This is a genomic window from Thalassovita sp. (genome assembly GCF_965218685.1).
Lineage (GTDB): Bacteria > Pseudomonadota > Alphaproteobacteria > Rhodobacterales > Rhodobacteraceae > Thalassobius.
In genome coordinates, this window is the sequence record NZ_OZ244657.1 from 495,558 (window position 1) to 512,500 (window position 16,943).

Below are 16,943 nucleotides of genomic sequence, written 5' to 3' on the forward strand. Positions count from 1 at the left end.
GCCTAAACTGAGTGAGAGTTTGGCTCATCTGGTTGGTTTGATTATGCGGCGTGTTTTCTGTGATGCAAGCGTCGCGCTTCGAGCGTGTTTCGTTTGATCCTTTCTCTTTGGTTTAGAATGGCTTGTGAGCGCCCGAAGTAGACGTCGGACGGCGTGACGTTGTTCAGGCTCTCATGGTAGCGCTGATGGTTGTAGTGATCGACGAAGGCACCGATCTGGGTTTCGAGATCGCCGGGCAAGAAGTAATTTTCCAGCAGGATGCGGTTCTTCAGGGTTTGATGCCAGCGCTCAATCTTGCCTTGGGTTTGGGGGTGATACGGCGCACCGCGAGAATGCTTCATTCCCTTGTCCTGCAGCCATTCGGCCAAATCGCCAGAGACGTAGCTGGAGCCGTTGTCACTCAGCAGTCGTGGCTTGTGAACGACGTGGACCTGATCGCAACCCGAAGCCTGTAACGCCAGGTCCAGCGTGTCCGTCACATCTTCCGTCCTCATATTGGTGCAAAGCTTCCACGAGATGATGTAACGGCTGTAGTCGTCCAGGATCGTGCTGAGATAGAACCAGCCCCAGCCCAGAACTTTCAGGTAAGTGAAGTCCGTCTGCCAAAGTTGGTTGATGGCGGTGGTTTTGTCTTTGAACTCGCTTGTAGCCTTGAGCACGATGAAGGCCGGGCTGGTGATCAGATCATGCGCCTTCAGTACGCGATAAACCGAAGCCTCTGATACAAAGTAGCTTTCTGTATCCGTGAACGTCACCGCCAGCTCTCGCGGCGAGAGCTCTGTTTCCTTCAGCGCCAGCTTGACGACCTTGTGCCGCACTTCGTCCGGGATGCGGTTCCAGACATGCTTTGGCTTGGGAGATTGGTCCGCAAGACCGGCTTCGCCGCGTTGCAGGTATCGGTCGTACCAGCGGTAGAACGTTGTGCGCGGAATGCCGAGCTTGGCCAGTGTCTGACGTGCTGACAGGTGGCTTTCTTCGACCAGCCTGATGATCTCCAGTTTCTCAGATGCGGGATACCTCATTCGTGGTCGCCCCCATCGCCTGTCATGCTTTTTTTGAGAAGGCGCAATTCCAGCGTTTGCTCAGCCACGACCTCCTTCAGGTCACGGGCCTCACGGCGCAGATCTTTGACTTCGTCACTCGTCGCTGCTCGCGCTGTATCGCCCGCCAGCCGCTTCTTTCCTGCCTCCATGAAGTCCTTAGACCATTTGTAGTAAACCCCTTGGGAAATCCCCTCACGGCGGCACAGCTCTGCAATGCTGTCCTCGCCACGCAGACCGTCCAAGACGATCCTGATCTTCTCCTCGGAGGAATACTGTTTACGCGTGGCGCGTTTGATGTCTTTGACGATCTTCTCGCCCGGGCTCTTGGTTGTCTTTCTCATCTTCAACTCCTCAGTGGTGACGATGCGCCAGAAACACTCTCTTATCAAATTGCCCTATTTGGCCCCATAAGCGCTGACGTCAGACATCCAGCAGGTTCACCGCCCCCACGACCGACGTTAGCAGCGTGTGAACAGGATCAATCTGGTACTTCGGCGGAGACGCCGGGCAAGCCAGATTGTAAATGCGGTCGATCCTTCCGGAAATGCTGAACGGTTCAACGATGTCATGTTCGAAGAACCTGAAACTCGGGTTCGACATCAAGGCCGAAATATTCTCGTACCGCCCGGTTTCCAGATTATCGACACAAATGACGCGATCCCCTGCGTCCAACAAACGCCGGCTTAAGTTTGATCCAATAAAGCCGGCACCTCCTGTGATCAGAACCACACGCGCGAATGCATTCGCGGTCTGATCTGCCGCTTCGAAGCGAGGGTCAAAACCCTTAATACTTTTCCCCACTAACAACTCTCCCTAAAAAATCACTCCCCTACTTCACTGGGCAAAAATGAAAAATCAGCCCAAACCAACTGGCAGGAAAGTGCGCCCTAAAGAGCGTGTCGTTGATTTTACTGAAAAAATTTCAAAAGGCAAAAGCGGCGACAGGCGCTTCACCCAACGTAAACAAAGCCCCCATGAGCGGTTGGTTTGGTTCCATTCACTCTCCAACCAGCGGGGGCTGGCGATCAATCTCGCGCTTAGGGCGCACCGCATGCATTCGTATCCCGCCAAGGAAGTACTCCCCAATACCACGAGGTGATTCCTCATTTGACCTAGATCATTGGTTGCGCTGCACATCCGCAGCAACCTGAAACCGAAGAGGGAGGAATGACGCGCGCACCACAACGACGGGCGCCGGGGGCTATGGTGACAGCTTGAAGAGGCCAAGCGCCATCGCCGGGAAAGAAAAATCACAGCCATTGAAACGCAAGAACACCAAAATACCAGGATGGGATTGACCAGAATGCAGAACCCGTTCGAACCAAGAAAGGTCCGCAAGGCAGTTTTCCCAGTCGCTGGCATGGGCACGCGCTTTCTGCCCGCGACCAAGGCAATGCCAAAAGAGTTGCTGCCGATCATCGACACACCGCTTATTCAGCACGCTGTCGAAGAAGCCATCGAGGCAGGCATCACCGAGCTTGTCTTTGTCACCGGTCGAACCAAGCGGGCCATCGAAGACCATTTCGATCACAGTCCTGAACTGGAACACCTGCTTGAGCAGCGCGGCAAACACCAGCTTGCCAGCCAGATCCGGGCCATCATTTCCCCCGATATTCACTGCATTTTCGTTCGACAGCCCGAAGCGTTGGGGCTGGGCCATGCAGTTCTGTGTGCCGAGCCGGTCGTGGGCAATGACCCTTTCGCTGTGTTGCTGCCAGACGATTTCATGGCGGGACCACGCCGGCCCACGACGGAACTGGTTCAGCATTTCGAAGCCACGGGGAAACCCTCGCTTTCGGTTATGGCCGTGCCGGACGAAACGATCGGGCGATATGGGATCGTTGCCCCCGTGGACGGCGCAACAGAGCGTGTCATCCCCTTTTCCTCGATCGTCGAAAAACCTGACCCCGAGGACGCTCCGTCCAATCTGGCTGCGGTGGGGCGGTATGTGTTCACGGCCGAGATATTCGACCATCTTCGCGCGATTTCACGGGGCGTGGGCAATGAATATCAATTGACAGACGCCATTAATCGCCAAGCGCTTCAGACGCCAATGGACGCCATCGAGATCCAGAACCGAAGGTATGATTGCGGCTCTAAGATTGGCTATTTCGAGGCGCTGGTGGACCAGGCACTTGAACGCCCCGACACACGGGACGCAGCCCGCGCTCTTCTAAAGGAAAAGCTGTCCAAGCTGCCGGATCAGGGCGCTTGAACCCCAAATTACGATCAAAGGAGACCAAGCTTTGTCTGAAAAACTGAAAATTGCGGTTGTCGGGTTGGGCTATGTTGGAATGTCGCTGGCCGTCCTGTTGGCAAGAAAACACCATGTCGTGGCGCTTGATATAGATGCCGAGCGGATCGCAAAGGTCAATTCTGGACGATCCACAGTGGAAGACAGCGAAATTGCCAAGGTCTTTGCTCAGGAACACCTTGACCTGACGGGCACGGTAGACCCCCAAAGCGCCTATGCGGGTGCGGATTTCATCATCGTCGCGGCTCCTACGAACTATGATGAAAACACCCACTATTTTGACACTTCGGCCGTCGAAAGCGTCATCCAGCAGGCCCGCCAGTTCAACAAAACCGCCCTGATTGTGATCAAGTCCACCATCCCCGTCGGCTTCACAGAGAAACAAAAGCAGCAACTTGACGACGATCGCATCACGTTTTCCCCCGAATTTCTGCGCGAGGGCAAAGCGCTTTACGACAATCTGTATCCGTCCCGGATAATCGTCGGCAGTAAATCTGATAAGGCCCGGTCGTTCGCCGAACTGCTGCGCGATGCCAGCCTGACGCCAGACGTCGCGGTCCTGCTGACCGGCACCAGCGAGGCCGAGGCGATCAAGCTGTTCGCGAACACCTATCTTGCAACACGCATCTCGTTCTTTAACGAGCTGGACAGCTTCAGCCTGGCCCAGGGGCTGGACGTCAAGGAAATCATCGAGGGCGTTTGCCTCGATCCGCGGGTCGGACCCGGCTACAACAACCCCTCGTTTGGGTATGGCGGCTATTGTCTTCCCAAGGACACCAAGCAGCTGCTTGCCAACTACGAGGACATTCCGCACCAACTGATTCAGGCGGTTGTCGAAACGAACTCGTCCCGCAAGACCTTCATCGCCGACCAAATTCTTAAGATTCCTGCCGAAACGATCGGGATTTACCGGCTGACGATGAAGCAGGGGTCCGACAATATGCGCAGCTCGGCGATGCACGACATCGTCAATAAACTTCTAGCCAAGGGCGCCCGTGTTCTTATCCACGAACCCATGTTGCAGGAAAACCTGTTCCCCGGGGCGGAAATCGTGGCAGATCTTTCCGAGTTTCTGGACAGGACAGACCTGTTGGTCTGTAACCGGCTGGACCGAAAGCTTGACGGATACGCAGGGCTGATCTTCACGCGTGACATCTATGGCGTTGACTAAGCCCAAAGGGCGAGGCGTCCGCTCTGCATGTTAATCCAGCGCCAATAGCCCGCCGATCACCTCGCGGCGCATGACGTTGTCATTGCACAAGCTGCGGTCCAGCTCGGCCATGCAGGATTTGAAAACAGCGCGCAATGTTTGCCGTGTTGCGTACCCATTGAGCGCCCCCGCATACAAACCCTGCGCCTTCAGGCGTTTTTGCAGGATGTAGAACGCAACGTTCGGGTTGGCCTTGAAAATTTCGCGCCCAAACCAAACCGATCTAAGCTCGGTTCTTTCCTCAAATGCCTCTGCCACCGGCGCATAGGCGGCTGGCGTACGGGCTTTTGAGGCATCAATGGTCATGGCATACTGGGCCTTCTGCTTGTCACTCAGCAGATGCCCATATTTTTCCAACGAGTCCTGCGCGTCACTAATCGACCGGCGAACATTATACCTGTTCCCATCTCGTTGCAGCGCGATCAGATACATCGCTGCCAGTTCGTTTCCCTTGTCAGCGGCAAGCGTCAAACCGGCAAGCGCCGCCGGACCACTGGCTCGCTTTCCGATCCCCCACATGCTGCGCTCTGCCTCGAGCAGGGGAACGCGGCCGTCTTCGGCTTCGGTCGCTTTTTCGGCATAGCCCGCATATTTCCGGCGCGAAACGGACCCGCCGCCCAAATACCCGTACATCGCGCCTTCGGCCAGAATTGCATAGGCCTCGGTCGCGCCCATATCGGCGGCTCGCAGCAACATCTTTTCAGCGGCCGTGGCGTTGATTTCGCGCCACATCGTGTCCTCGCCATATTTGACAAGGCCGTGCCCGTCACCAAGCGTCGCTGCGGTCTCGACCGCCTCGCGCGCTTTGCTGCGGTCCCTTGGAACGCCGCGCCCGAAAAGATAAAGCTCGCCCAGAGTAACCGCCGATTTTGGGTCATTCAGGGAAATGCCCTGCTTCAGATACGACAGGCCTACATCCAGGTCCTGCTCGAACTTTTCACCCAGAACAAGCTGTTCCCCCAGAATGCGCATCGCTTCGGGGTCACCCAGCTTACTGGCCCCTTCCAGGTTTTTACGGGCCGCTTCTAGATTGGTTTCACCGGCAAGGCCCCACAAATAGATGCTGGCTAATGCTGTTTGCGCTGCTGCATCACCGGCATCAGCTGCTTCGTCCAGCATTTTCATTCCGGCTGCCACGTCCTGGTTCAAAACCCAGCCGAAAATCAGGTGCAGCCCCAAAACCCGCTTGGCGACCCAATCGCCTTCGGCTGCCGCCTTTTCAAGTATGAGCTTTCCGTTTTCAGGGTCCAGTTGTCCATCGCTGCCCCAGATCAGCTTCTCGGCCTGCTCGATGTCGCGAGGAGCAGCATGAGCGTTTGGAACGGCAAACGTCACCGACGCCGCAGCAAAAAGCGCAGCACTCAGAAGAGTTTTTACCGTCCCCAAGATTGTGCGTTCGCCCAGATCGCGCCAGTTTTTCATAAGGGAATTGATCATGCGCACCGACTTTGCCCCCCTAAAACAACATCAAAACAAGCTTCAATTAAATAGTAGCCAGCCAACATTGTCATTGATTTACCTCAACAATCAATGCGCGGGCGCAACAAACCTGTGTGAACAAACACTTCAGCCTTCAGGCCAAATAGCCTGAAGGTCCATCAGGCCCATCCGGGCCTGAACATAGAAAATCGCACAATGGCGTTCGGCTGACGCCAAACTAGGCTTTAATCACCGACGGAAACATTTCGCGTGCTGGCCGAAGCCTGCCGGAGAACAAATCCACGCACCGTTTCCGTGCCCTCTTGCGGAAACAGGAACAATTTTGGGCGCTGCAGCCGCTCGTCTTTTACCTGCAAGCCAGTCGAAACGTGCCGACCCATTCCCTGCGGAGGTGACTTTCGAGTAAGTCGCGGGTTTGCGCGCTTGCGAGGCCTGCGCCTCTTGAACCGGGGCCAAAACGAAACTGCCCGAAACCAATACAGCTGAAAGAAGGAAACCCTTTACTTTACCTTGTAGAATCTTGCTCACCGTTCTGCTCCATTATTAGTGACGCAACAACCAAGCCTGTGTTGGTCAGACCTGACTGCGTTACCAAACATACAAGATCAAGGGGGACGGAATTCAGGCGCAAATGTGGCAAAATCTTGCCAAGCCTCAGTGCCCGACTGCGCGCCATGCAAGAGAACCTACCTGTCAGGCCCATTTACGCGATTACCCCTTGCTTGCCAATCAAAAAAATCCCTGGCGCATTCCAACATCGCAGCCGCTGTCCATTCTTGGAAACGCCAAGGCCACGAACCTCTCAATGGTGGCGGCAGAGGAGTTAAGAACGAGTGAAAATTTCGGGCGGCAAAACGCATTAATCGACCCCTGCTGAACGATCATCTCGGCACAAGTCTTTGGCACCGGGTTTTGGCGAAGGCCTCTTTCGGTTAGCCTTCAAAGACCGACATCACTAGAAAGCCCGCTGCCAATGCGTTTAGCCATGCAACTCTCCAACTGTCACAACTTGGGAAAGCGGTGGTTGTTGCTGTTTTTCGCCGCCCTTTTCGCATGGGCTTCGACCAGTGCGACCGCGGGAATAAAGCTGTCTGACACACCCCCTGCCGAAGCGCAGGAGCCAACCAAGCTGGAATGGCTGGATCTATGGCGCCAGCGGGTTGCAGGGCTTGAACCGCCCTTGTTCGCTCCCGCTCCGCAGTTGGAATATGAATGCGACACAGAACACACGCCCACGACCCGCGGCCTGTTGATCGGCGCTGGCAAGGCCTTTTCCAACTATGGGTTCACCTTGCCGGGCCCGGCCAACGACATCCAGCTTTTGACCAGTGCGATGGTTTTGCGGGGGGCATCGCCTTCAAACATCATTGGGCTTTCTGAAAACGCCACTTACGACGCGGTCAAGGATGCGGCGCTTGCGCTGGTCGATGAAACATCATGCGGCGACTCGGTCGTTTTGCATTTCTCAGGAGGCGCGCTTTCACCGCACGATCTGGTTCTTGATTTTGGTACCCTTGGTCAACATCGATTGTCCGAGTTTTCCGCGTCGCAGTTTACGATTGAAACGGGGGCCCATGTTCTTGCGGGAGGTCCGTTTGTGGCGCTCGACCCCAGCCGACCCGATGGTCAGGATGTGTTAAGCGCAGCGGCCCTTTCTGAATTGGTCACCATTCTTCGCAACAAGGGGGCCGACGTGACGGTTTCCCTTGATGTTTCCTCGTCCATGGCGTTCCGGATCGAGCAGCGCCAAGCCGCAATCGACCCGCTGCAATTTCGCAAACTGAAACTGTTGGGGGAACAAGCCTGCCTGGGGCGCCAGCGCGATGCGCAAGGCAAGCAGCTTGCCGAGCCGGCATGCGAGCCCTCGTGGTCCCCGACCAATCTTGCACCCCACCGCGGATCCCTGACGGTGTTTTACGGCACGCCGCTGGGAAACCCGGGTCGTGAAGCCAAATTCGCGATAAAACAGGGTGGCAAGCTGGCGGGCGATGAACAGGTCTATGGCTATGCCAGCTATCAACTGGCCACGGCGATTACCTCGACGGACCGCACGACGGTTGGGGCACTGGCCCGCGCGATACGGCAGGAACAGGAAACGCTGGACAACCCGCAATCCCACAGCTTTGTCACTAATGCACCCGATCTGGATATCATTGCCGAGGGCCGCTCCGAGCTGAACCTGCAGCAAAACGAGATTATTATCGACAGCCCTTCGCTGGATCGCGCGGGCGTCAAACTAAGGACGCCGCAGATAACGATATCGGGGCGCATTCAGGCTTTGGGCCAACCTCTGAATGTCGTCGTAAACGGGAAACTTGCGCAGCTTGAGGGCGATTCAGGTTTCCGGGCGACGGTCCCGCTGACTGCAGGCGTGAACGGGATCACGATCTTTGCCTCAACCGACCGAAACGAAGCGTTGCGGCGTGATTTTGAGCTGTTCTACGAAGGCGATATTCGGGGCGCGCTGAACGCGGGCAAACGTTACCTGGTGGTTATCGCCAACCAGGATTATCAACGTGGCTCTGGCATCACCAACCTGCAAACCCCGGTCGGGGACGGCAAAGCAATCGCGCAGATCATGCGGGACCGCTACGGCTTTGAAACGACGTTGCGGCTTGACCAAGAGACCCAGCGCGACCTGGTGCTTGAGAACGCAACATACCGGGATATTCAATTGCTGCTTGGCGATTTGTCCTATGCCGTGGATGAAACCGACACTGTGGTCATCTTCTATGCAGGACACGGTGAATATTCCGATACCACGGGCACCGGGTATTGGCTGCCGGTTGACGCCCGGGCGGGCCGGCTTGTGACTTACCTTGATTCCAAGATGATCACGGACACGTTGCAACTGCTGCCAGCCAAGAACGTGTTGGTCATCTCGGACAGTTGCTATTCGGGGATGCTGGCGCGGGGCGGCGCACAACTTGATCCTGTCGACGACGCGGATCGCCTACGAGCCTTGCAACGGCTGTCGGATCAACGCTCGCGGGTTGTCATATCCTCGGGGGGGAACGAACCCGTTGCCGACGGAGGCGGCGACGGACATTCGGTTTTCGCACGGGCTTTGATCAATGCCCTGTCCGGCCCCGAAGGGGTCGCCTTTTCGGCACGCGAGTTGCACGCAAAACTGTTCAACGCCGTGACGCTGCAAACGGACCAAAGCCCCGACGTGCGGCCGATCCGTGGCGCGGGCCATGACGGCGGAGACTTCGTATTCGTCGTAACGCAGGATTGAGCCGCAAGATACAGATTGACCCAGCAGCGCGCGCTGCTGGGCCATCTTTCAGAACAGTCCCAAAGGGTTTCTGTCGTCAGTGCATCACTGCAGATCGACGAAAATTTTGGAATCAACACCGGCCTCGAACAGGGCGCGCTTGATCTGGTCCACGGCGCTGGCGTCTGCCGAGCTGACGATGACCACATCGTTGACCACCAGCGAATAAAGCGGAGCGCCGGGCTCCATGTTGGCCAGGTATTTTTCGGCGGCCAGTTTGGACCGGGGCCCCCACTTGCCGTCATGGGCGACGCCAATGGTGTATTGCGCGTCCATGGTCAGCTCTTTGCTGACAGGATTGCCGTCGTTCAGATCCATCAGAACCCGTTCAAGCTCGGCCTCATCGGTGATGCGCTCGGGGATGAACACGTTGGTGCAGGTTTCGACTTCCCTGTATTTGGTGACGGTCTTCTTGCTGCTTTCATTGGCGATTGCTCCGCCAACGATGGCGCCCGCGGCTGCACCGGCGTTTTTCTTGGTCACGACCTTACCAATCACGCCGCCGACAATCGCGCCGCCAATTACTTTTTCGGGATTTCCGCCACCAACAGTTTCCTGATAGGGGACACTTTTCGTCTCGCACCTGACCTCGTAAGAGCCAGCAAATGCCTGAGATGCAAGCACGATGGTCGCCGCTGTCGTTGCCAAAAGTTTCATTTTCGCACTCCTTATTCGCACAGATCGCAGGGGGCAATGCCCCGCATACTGTGAATGCCTTCCGGTCCCGGTGCGGCGCTGCAAACGCATTGCGCCGTGAACCAGTTTATCACGTTAATCTTGTGTCCAGCTGGCCATAGCCACAACTGTTATTCAATATCACGGCTGGAATCCGCTTGGTCCGGCGTTTCTGACTGGCGTTTCCAGCAGTTTACAGAACATCCAAAGAGGTCTTCACCCTGTCCATGACAACCGCAGTTTTGAAGCGGCTGATATTGGATTCGTCAAAGAAATGCTCTTGGGTGAAAGCCTCGTATTCCTTGATGTCCTGCACGGTCAGGATCAGCAGAAAGTCCGCTTCTCCGGTGGTATAATAGCATTGTTGCACGCAGGGCGCCTCGCGCATCTTGCGTTTGAATTCGTCCAGATGCATGCGGCTTTCCCGTTCCAGGATAACCTCGGCGATGATGGTCATATCGCGCCCCAGTTTTCCGGGGGCCAGAACCGCGATTTCACGCTCGATCACGCCGGTTTCGCGCAGCTTTTTCAGGCGCTTTTGTACCGCCGGAGCCGACAGCCCAACATCCTGGCTGATGGCATCGGCTGTAAGGCGGGCATTTCTCTGTACAAGGCGCAGAATTTCAATGTCTTTTGCATCCATGTTCCGAAATTCATCGCCATTCTTTGAAAAGGCAATGAATTTCTTACCACAGAAGCCGATGATTTACGTACCCCCGCCTGCCGATACCCTTAAAATCGGGGAAAATTGTTGATTGTCCCGGAAAGCGGCACCGCTGCATCATCCGGCCAAGTTTGCTCGCCACCGGTGACGAAAGGATCGATCATGCGCGATGTGTTCACGTCTTCCAGTTTGCAGCACGTTTCGGGGCCTCGGCATTCCGGCACCGCGGCCTTTCAGGTTTTGTCGCCTCAGGATTTTGATACCGCGTGCAAGGAAATCACATCCTGGGCGGGCTACAAGCCCACGCCGCTTGTGTCCCTTTCGGGGCTTGCGGACAGGATTGGCGTGGCTCGCATCGACTATAAACACGAAGGGCCAAGGTTCGGGCTGGGCAGCTTCAAGGCGCTGGGGGGGGCTTATGCGGCCATGCGGGTGCTGCAGCGTGAACTGACGGATCGTCTTGATCACCCTGTCAGCATGGAAGACATCCGCAAGGGCACTTACAGCGAAGACTGCGCGCAGATCACCCTGGTCTCGGCCACTGATGGCAATCACGGCCGTTCGCTGGCTTGGGGTTGTCAGCGCGTCGGCGCGCCCTGCCGGATATACATCCACGCCGACGTCAGCGAGGGCCGTGCCAAGGCCATGCAAGAACTAGGCGCCGAGGTGATACGGATCGAAGGCGACTACGACGCTTCAGTGGCGCTGGCAAAACAAGAGGCCGAGGAAAACGGGTGGTTCGTCGTCTCAGACACGTCCTGGCCGGGCTACAGCGAACCGCCGCGCGACGTGATGGCAGGATATTGTGTGATGACCCGAGAAGCCTGCGAGGCTCTGGCCCTGCCTCCGACGCATGTCTTTTTGCAGGGCGGGGTTGGGGGGCTGGCGGCCTCGGTCGCGGCGGCGTTGCGCCAGTATTACGGCGCGCAAGCACCGCGCGTGGTTATCGTCGAACCCGAATTGGCCGCTTGCTTGTTCCAAAGCGCCAAAACCGGCAAAGCCACCACCGTCAGCATCGATGAAGAAACTATCATGGCCGGACTGTCCTGCGGGGAGCCTTCGGAAATGGCGTGGCAGATCCTGCGCGAGGAAGCCTCGGATTTCGTGACCATCCCGGACAGCATCGTCGCCCCGACTGTTCGGCTGTTGGCGAACGCGGAAACCGGCGATCCCGTGGTCGAAGCGGGGGAAAGCGCCGTGGCCGGTCTGGCTGCTTTGATCGCCGCCATGCAGCACCCGGACCTGTCGGTAGCACTGGGGCTGGATGCCAGCTCGCGCGTCCTTTTGATCGGTTCAGAAGGTGTGACAGACCCGGAAATCTTCGCCGCCATCATGGCCGGAGCCGACCATGTCTAAGGCCCCCGAACGGGGATTCCCAGACACCGAATTTGCAACCCGCACAAGCCGTGCCCAAGCCCTTATGCAAAGGGCGGGGTTGGCGGGCTTGCTGCTGATGACCGAACCCGAAGTGCGCTATTTCAGCGGTTTTCACACGCTGTTCTGGCAAAGCCCGACACGACCCTGGTTCCTGTTTGTCCCGGCCTCGGGAAAACCAATCGCGATCATTCCGGAAATCGGCGCCGAGTTGATGCGGCGCACCTGGATCCAAGACATCCGCACATGGAGCGCACCTGCGCCAAACGACGACGGCCAGAGCCTGCTGACTGAACTGCTGACCCCCATAGCGCGGCGCAAAGAAAGCATCGGTGTGATGAAGGGCCACGAAACCTCGTTGCGGATGCCTCTGGGTGATTACGAACGGCTGCTGGACGGGCTGCCAGGGCTACAGGTTACCGATGCGACCCCGCTTGTCCGCAGCATGCGCATGGTGAAATCCGCGGCTGAAATCCAGAAGATCGCTCATATCTGTGCTGTCGGCTCGCGCAGCTTCGCCGGGGTTCCGGACCTTGCACATCAAGGCCAACCGTTAGAAGAGCTTTTCCGCGAATTCCGTCGCGAAGCCCTGAAACAGGGGGCCGACGACGTTCCGTATCTGGTCGGCGGCGCGGATCAGGGGGGGTATCGTGACGTGATCTCGCCTCCGTCGCGCCGGCCGCTGAACGCTGGCGATATCGTCATGCTTGATACTGGGGCTGCATGGGATGGCTATTATTGCGATTTCGACCGGAACTTTGCCATAGGCCGGGCCGATGACCTATCGCGCCGCGCCTACGATGTCCTGTGGCGCGCCACTCAGGACGGCATCGCAGCGGCCCGCCCCGGCGCCACCTGCCGTGAGTTGTACCACGCAATGCAATCGGTGATCGCCGAAATGGATGACCAAGGTGGGGATGTCGGTCGCTTGGGGCACGGTCTGGGTATGCAACTGACCGAATGGCCCTCGATCGCTGGATTTGACGACACAGTTCTTCAGGAAAACATGGTTCTGACCCTCGAACCTTCGCTAGGCTATGGCGATGGCCGTATCATGGTCCACGAGGAAAACATCGTGATTCGCCCCGAGGGGGCCCGCCTGCTCTCCTCTCGTGCAGAGCTGGAATTACCAGTGATCTAAGGAGAGCGCGATGAAACTGGACTTCGACACCGATGACGGAATAGGTACCCGCGCAAACCTTGGGGTTATCGTTCTTGAAACTGATGAGACATTGGAGTGGGAATTCGCCCGACTGACCAATGTTGACGGCGTCGCGCTCTATCACAGTCGCATTCCCATGACCTCCTCGATACAGCCGGACACATTGGCAGGGATGGAGAACGATCTTCCAAGGTCAGCCGGCCTTCTGCCATCCTCGCTTGATTTTGATGTTATTGGCTATGGCTGTACGTCCGCTGCCACAGTGATTGGCTCGGACCGCGTGGCGCAACAGGTTAACAAGGTGTTCCCTCGGGCCAAGGTCACAGACCCGCTGGCGGCGATCATCGCAGCAGGCCACAGTCTTGGCGTCACCCGCCTGGGATTTATCACGCCCTATATCCCTGAAGTGTCGATCAGGATGCGAAAGAAACTTGAAGCAGCCGGGTTTGAAATTGCCAGCTTCGGTTCGTTCGAGGAAGGCGATGACCGGATCGTGGCCCGGATCACCGAGGAAGCGATCAAAGCTGCGGCCCTGCGTGTCGTGGCCACTGCGGCTTGTGACGCCGTCATCATTTCCTGCACCAACCTGCGCTGCATTCGTGTCATCCCCGAAATCGAAACCCAACTGGGGGTGCCCGTTATCTCAAGCAATCTGGCCCTGGCCTGGCACATGCTAAGGCTTGGCGGCATCGACGATCAATCGCCGCAATTTGGAAAGCTTTTCGGTCAAAGCCTTGGGCAATGATCCGGGCCCGTAGGCGTAAAACAACAAAGCCGCCCCTGAAGGGCGGCTTGTTATGATATCGATATTCGATAATCTATTTTGGTTGCGGGAGTAGGATTTGAACCTACGACCTTCAGGTTATGAGCCTGACGAGCTACCGGGCTGCTCCATCCCGCGCCAATTTGTTACATCGCAGAGAGATCGATATGTATATCTTGGTTATTACTAGGTTTGGCGGTTACCTACTCTCCCACACCTTAAGATGCAGTACCATTGGCGTTAGAGCACTTAACTTCCGAGTTCGGGAAGGGATCGGGTGTTTTGCTTCTGCTATGACCACCAAACCGAGTAATAACCAAGAATGTCCAAGTCAGTACGACTGTACTTTGTGTTGTGTATGCTTTTGATTTGATTGAACAGTCTTGCTGTTACTGGATCAAATCAAGCCTATCGGACCATTAGTACCGGTCAACTGAATGCATTGCTGCACTTACATCTCCGGCCTATCGACGTGGTGGTCTACCACGGTCCTCAGGGATACCTTGTTTTGAGGGGGGCTTCCCGCTTAGATGCCTTCAGCGGTTATCCTGTCCGATCATAGCTACCCAGCACTGCTATTGGCATAACAACTGGTCCACCAGTGGATCGTTCACCCCGGTCCTCTCGTACTAGGGGCAACTCCTCTCAAGTATCCTACACCCACGGCAGATAGGGACCGAACTGTCTCACGACGTTCTAAACCCAGCTCACGTACCTCTTTAAACGGCGAACAGCCGTACCCTTGGGACCTGCTCCAGCCCCAGGATGAGATGAGCCGACATCGAGGTGCCAAACACTGCCGTCGATATGGACTCTTGGGCAGTATCAGCCTGTTATCCCCGGCGTACCTTTTATCCGTTGAGCGATGGCCCTTCCACTCGGGACCACCGGATCACTATGGCCGTCTTTCGACTCTGCTCGACTTGTCAGTCTTGCAGTCAGGCTGGCTTCTGCCATTGCACTCAACGAGCGATTTCCGACCGCTCTGAGCCAACCTTCGCGCGCCTCCGTTACTCTTTAGGAGGCGACCGCCCCAGTCAAACTACCCGCCACACAGGGTCCCGGACCCAGATAATGGGCCGCGGTTAGACATCAAGCAAAGCAAGGGTGGTATCTCAAGGGAGGCTCCACCAGAACTGGCGTTCTGGTTTCAAAGCCTACCACCTATCCTGCACATGCTTGGCCTGATGCCAGTGTGAAGCTGTAGTAAAGGTGCACGGGGTCTTTCCGTCTAACCGCGGGAAGCCTGCATCTTGACAGGCAATTCAATTTCGCTGAGTCGATGTTGGAGACAGCGGGGAAGTCGTTACGCCATTCGTGCAGGTCGGAACTTACCCGACAAGGAATTTCGCTACCTTAGGACCGTCATAGTTACGGCCGCCGTTTACTTGGGCTTCAATTCAAGGCTCTCACCTCTCCTTTTAACCTTCAAGCACCGGGCAGGCGTCAGACCCTATACGTCGTCTTGCGACTTCGCAGAGCCCTGTGTTTTTAGTAAACAGTCGCCACCCCCTGGTTTGTGCCCCCAGTCAATACTTGCGTAGAAACTGGGCCTCCTTCTCGCGAACTTACGGAGGTATTTTGCCGAGTTCCTTCAACATCGTTCTCTCAAGCGCCTTGGTATTCTCTACCTGTCCACCTGTGTCGGTTTAGGGTACGGTCTTATAGGAGGGCTATTTCCAGGAACCGATCAGCAGCCCAATCAATCCGATAAGATTGAACTACCCTCACGATCCGTCACCACTCCACGGCCCAGGAATATTAACCTGGTTCCCATCGACTACGCATTTCTGCCTCGCCTTAGGGGCCGGCTTACCCTGCTCAGATTAGCTTTAAGCAGGAACCCTTGGACTTTCGGCGACAGTGTCTCTCACACTGTTTGTCGCTACTCATGTCATCATTCTCACTAGTGATCTCTCCACCGGATGCCTTACAGCCCGGCTTCACAGAAAGCTCCTTATCCTGCGCTGCACCCCGAAGGATACAGAAGAGGATAGGAGCTATGTCACACTACGCTCCGCTACCATGCACTATGTGCATCCTCAGCTTCGGCTCATGGCTTGAGCCCCGTTACATCTTCGCCGCAAGACAACTTATTTAGACCAGTGAGCTGTTACGCTATCTTTAAAGGATGGCTGCTTCTAAGCCAACCTCCTGGTTGTTTTGGTCGTCTCACCTGCTTTCCCACTTAGCCATGAATTAGGGGCCTTAGCTGGAGGTCAGGGTTGTTTCCCTCTCCACGACGGACGTTAGCATCCGCCGTGTGTCTGCCATCTAGTACTCCCGGGTATTCGGAGTTTGGTTAGGATCAGTAAGCCTGTGGGGCCCCATTACCCATCCAGTGCTCTACCCCCCGGGGTATTCGGATGACGCTCTACCTAAATAGATTTCGCGGAGAACCAGCTATCTCCGAGTTTGATTGGCCTTTCACCCCTAGGCACAACTCATCCCGACCTTTTTCAACAGGTGTGGGTTCGGCCCTCCAGTAAGTGTTACCTTACCTTCAGCCTGGTCATGCCTAGATCACTCGGTTTCGGGTCTGATCCCACGAACTCGACGCCCTATTAAGACTCGCTTTCGCTGCGCCTACACCTAACGGCTTAAGCTTGCACGTGAGACCAAGTCGATGACCCATTATACAAAAGGTACGCCGTCAGCTCGCAAGGAGCCTCCGACTGATTGTAGGCGTTCGGTTTCAGGAACTGTTTCACTCCCCTCGTCGGGGTGCTTTTCACCTTTCCCTCACGGTACTGGTTCACTATCGGTCAGTAAGGAGTACTTAGCCTTCGAAGGTGGTCCTCCGATCTTCAGACAGAATTTCACGTGTTCCGCCCTACTTAATACGTCCAATCTTGCTTCTTATACGGGACTGTCACCCACTATGGTCGAGTATTCCAACTCGTTCTAATCACAATCATGGCTCGGCTGGTCCCCGTTCGCTCGCCGCTACTAGGGGAGTATCAATTGATTTCCTTTCCTCCGGGTACTTAGATGTTTCAGTTCCCCGGGTTCGCTCTTAAAACCCTATGTATTCAGGTCTTAAGTACCTGTTTTACCCAATTATTGACTACCGAAGGTAAC

At 56.2% G+C, this 16,943-nt stretch carries 12 protein-coding genes, 1 tRNA gene and 2 rRNA genes (1 of these 15 only partly in view); 7 read left to right on the plus strand and 8 right to left on the minus strand.

Going from position 1 to position 16,943, the window contains the following annotated elements; translation table 11 throughout:
- Nucleotides 1-41: 41 nt before the first annotated feature.
- A protein-coding gene (locus ACOQOQ_RS02700) for an IS3 family transposase (protein WP_420566748.1) occupies nt 42-1,384 on the minus strand; the annotation gives its coding sequence in 2 pieces (ribosomal slippage) (nt 42-1,057 and nt 1,057-1,384; 1,344 coding nt in all).
- Between the two features lie 79 nt (nt 1,385-1,463).
- Nucleotides 1,464-1,844, minus strand: coding sequence for a GDP-mannose 4,6-dehydratase (locus ACOQOQ_RS02705; protein ID WP_420568611.1), 381 nt, complete (start codon nt 1,842-1,844; stop codon nt 1,464-1,466).
- A gap of 46 nt (nt 1,845-1,890) precedes the next feature.
- On the opposite strand from ACOQOQ_RS02705, the gene ACOQOQ_RS02710 reads away from it, so the two are divergent.
- From ACOQOQ_RS02710 to ACOQOQ_RS02720, 3 genes are all read left to right on the plus strand, one after another.
- On the plus strand, nt 1,891-2,142 hold the full coding sequence (locus ACOQOQ_RS02710) for a hypothetical protein (RefSeq protein WP_420568612.1): 252 nt from the start codon (nt 1,891-1,893) through the stop codon (nt 2,140-2,142).
- A 189-nt stretch (nt 2,143-2,331) separates the two neighbouring features.
- Complete coding sequence (galU, locus tag ACOQOQ_RS02715) at nt 2,332-3,258, plus strand: UTP--glucose-1-phosphate uridylyltransferase GalU (RefSeq protein ID WP_420568613.1); 927 nt, start codon at nt 2,332-2,334, stop codon at nt 3,256-3,258.
- 31 nt (nt 3,259-3,289) lie between these two features.
- Complete coding sequence (locus ACOQOQ_RS02720; RefSeq protein WP_420568614.1) at nt 3,290-4,468, plus strand: nucleotide sugar dehydrogenase; 1,179 nt, start codon at nt 3,290-3,292, stop codon at nt 4,466-4,468.
- 30 nt (nt 4,469-4,498) lie between these two features.
- On the opposite strand, the gene ACOQOQ_RS02725 is transcribed toward ACOQOQ_RS02720, so the two are convergent.
- Nucleotides 4,499-5,944, minus strand: coding sequence for a tetratricopeptide repeat protein (locus tag ACOQOQ_RS02725; RefSeq protein WP_420568615.1), 1,446 nt, complete (start codon nt 5,942-5,944; stop codon nt 4,499-4,501).
- Between the two features lie 1,027 nt (nt 5,945-6,971).
- On the opposite strand from ACOQOQ_RS02725, the gene ACOQOQ_RS02730 reads away from it, so the two are divergent.
- The gene (locus tag ACOQOQ_RS02730) at nt 6,972-9,185 is read left to right on the plus strand and encodes a caspase family protein (RefSeq protein ID WP_420568616.1); all 2,214 of its coding nucleotides are present in this window, start codon (nt 6,972-6,974) and stop codon (nt 9,183-9,185) included.
- An 84-nt stretch (nt 9,186-9,269) separates the two neighbouring features.
- On the opposite strand, the gene ACOQOQ_RS02735 is transcribed toward ACOQOQ_RS02730, so the two are convergent.
- Together ACOQOQ_RS02735 and ACOQOQ_RS02740 are read right to left on the minus strand one after the other, a co-directional pair.
- Nucleotides 9,270-9,881 carry a hypothetical protein gene (locus ACOQOQ_RS02735; protein ID WP_420568617.1) on the minus strand — a complete coding sequence of 204 codons (612 nt, stop codon included), beginning with the start codon at nt 9,879-9,881 and terminating at the stop codon, nt 9,270-9,272.
- 211 nt (nt 9,882-10,092) lie between these two features.
- The gene (locus ACOQOQ_RS02740; RefSeq protein WP_420568618.1) at nt 10,093-10,542 is read right to left on the minus strand and encodes an Lrp/AsnC family transcriptional regulator; all 450 of its coding nucleotides are present in this window, start codon (nt 10,540-10,542) and stop codon (nt 10,093-10,095) included.
- 183 nt (nt 10,543-10,725) lie between these two features.
- Between ACOQOQ_RS02740 and ACOQOQ_RS02745 the strand changes: the two genes are divergently transcribed.
- The 3 genes from ACOQOQ_RS02745 to ACOQOQ_RS02755 are packed head-to-tail and all read left to right on the plus strand — an operon-like array spanning nt 10,726 to nt 13,844.
- A complete protein-coding gene (locus ACOQOQ_RS02745; RefSeq protein ID WP_420568619.1) occupies nt 10,726-11,919 on the plus strand; it encodes a diaminopropionate ammonia-lyase in 1,194 nt (397 codons plus the stop codon).
- The gene (locus ACOQOQ_RS02750; RefSeq protein WP_420568620.1) at nt 11,912-13,078 is read left to right on the plus strand and encodes a M24 family metallopeptidase; all 1,167 of its coding nucleotides are present in this window, start codon (nt 11,912-11,914) and stop codon (nt 13,076-13,078) included. The genes ACOQOQ_RS02745 and ACOQOQ_RS02750 overlap by 8 nt, the downstream gene beginning before the upstream one ends.
- A 10-nt stretch (nt 13,079-13,088) precedes the next feature.
- Nucleotides 13,089-13,844 (plus strand): maleate cis-trans isomerase family protein, encoded by a 756-nt coding sequence (locus ACOQOQ_RS02755; protein WP_420568621.1) that lies wholly within the window; start codon nt 13,089-13,091, stop codon nt 13,842-13,844.
- A gap of 79 nt (nt 13,845-13,923) precedes the next feature.
- On the opposite strand, the gene ACOQOQ_RS02760 is transcribed toward ACOQOQ_RS02755, so the two are convergent.
- From ACOQOQ_RS02760 to ACOQOQ_RS02770, 3 genes are all read right to left on the minus strand, one after another.
- A tRNA-Met gene (locus ACOQOQ_RS02760) sits at nt 13,924-14,000 on the minus strand.
- 52 nt (nt 14,001-14,052) lie between these two features.
- Nucleotides 14,053-14,167 (minus strand): 5S ribosomal RNA (gene rrf, locus ACOQOQ_RS02765).
- Between the two features lie 93 nt (nt 14,168-14,260).
- Nucleotides 14,261-16,943 (minus strand): 23S ribosomal RNA (locus ACOQOQ_RS02770) (it continues 148 nt past the right edge of the window).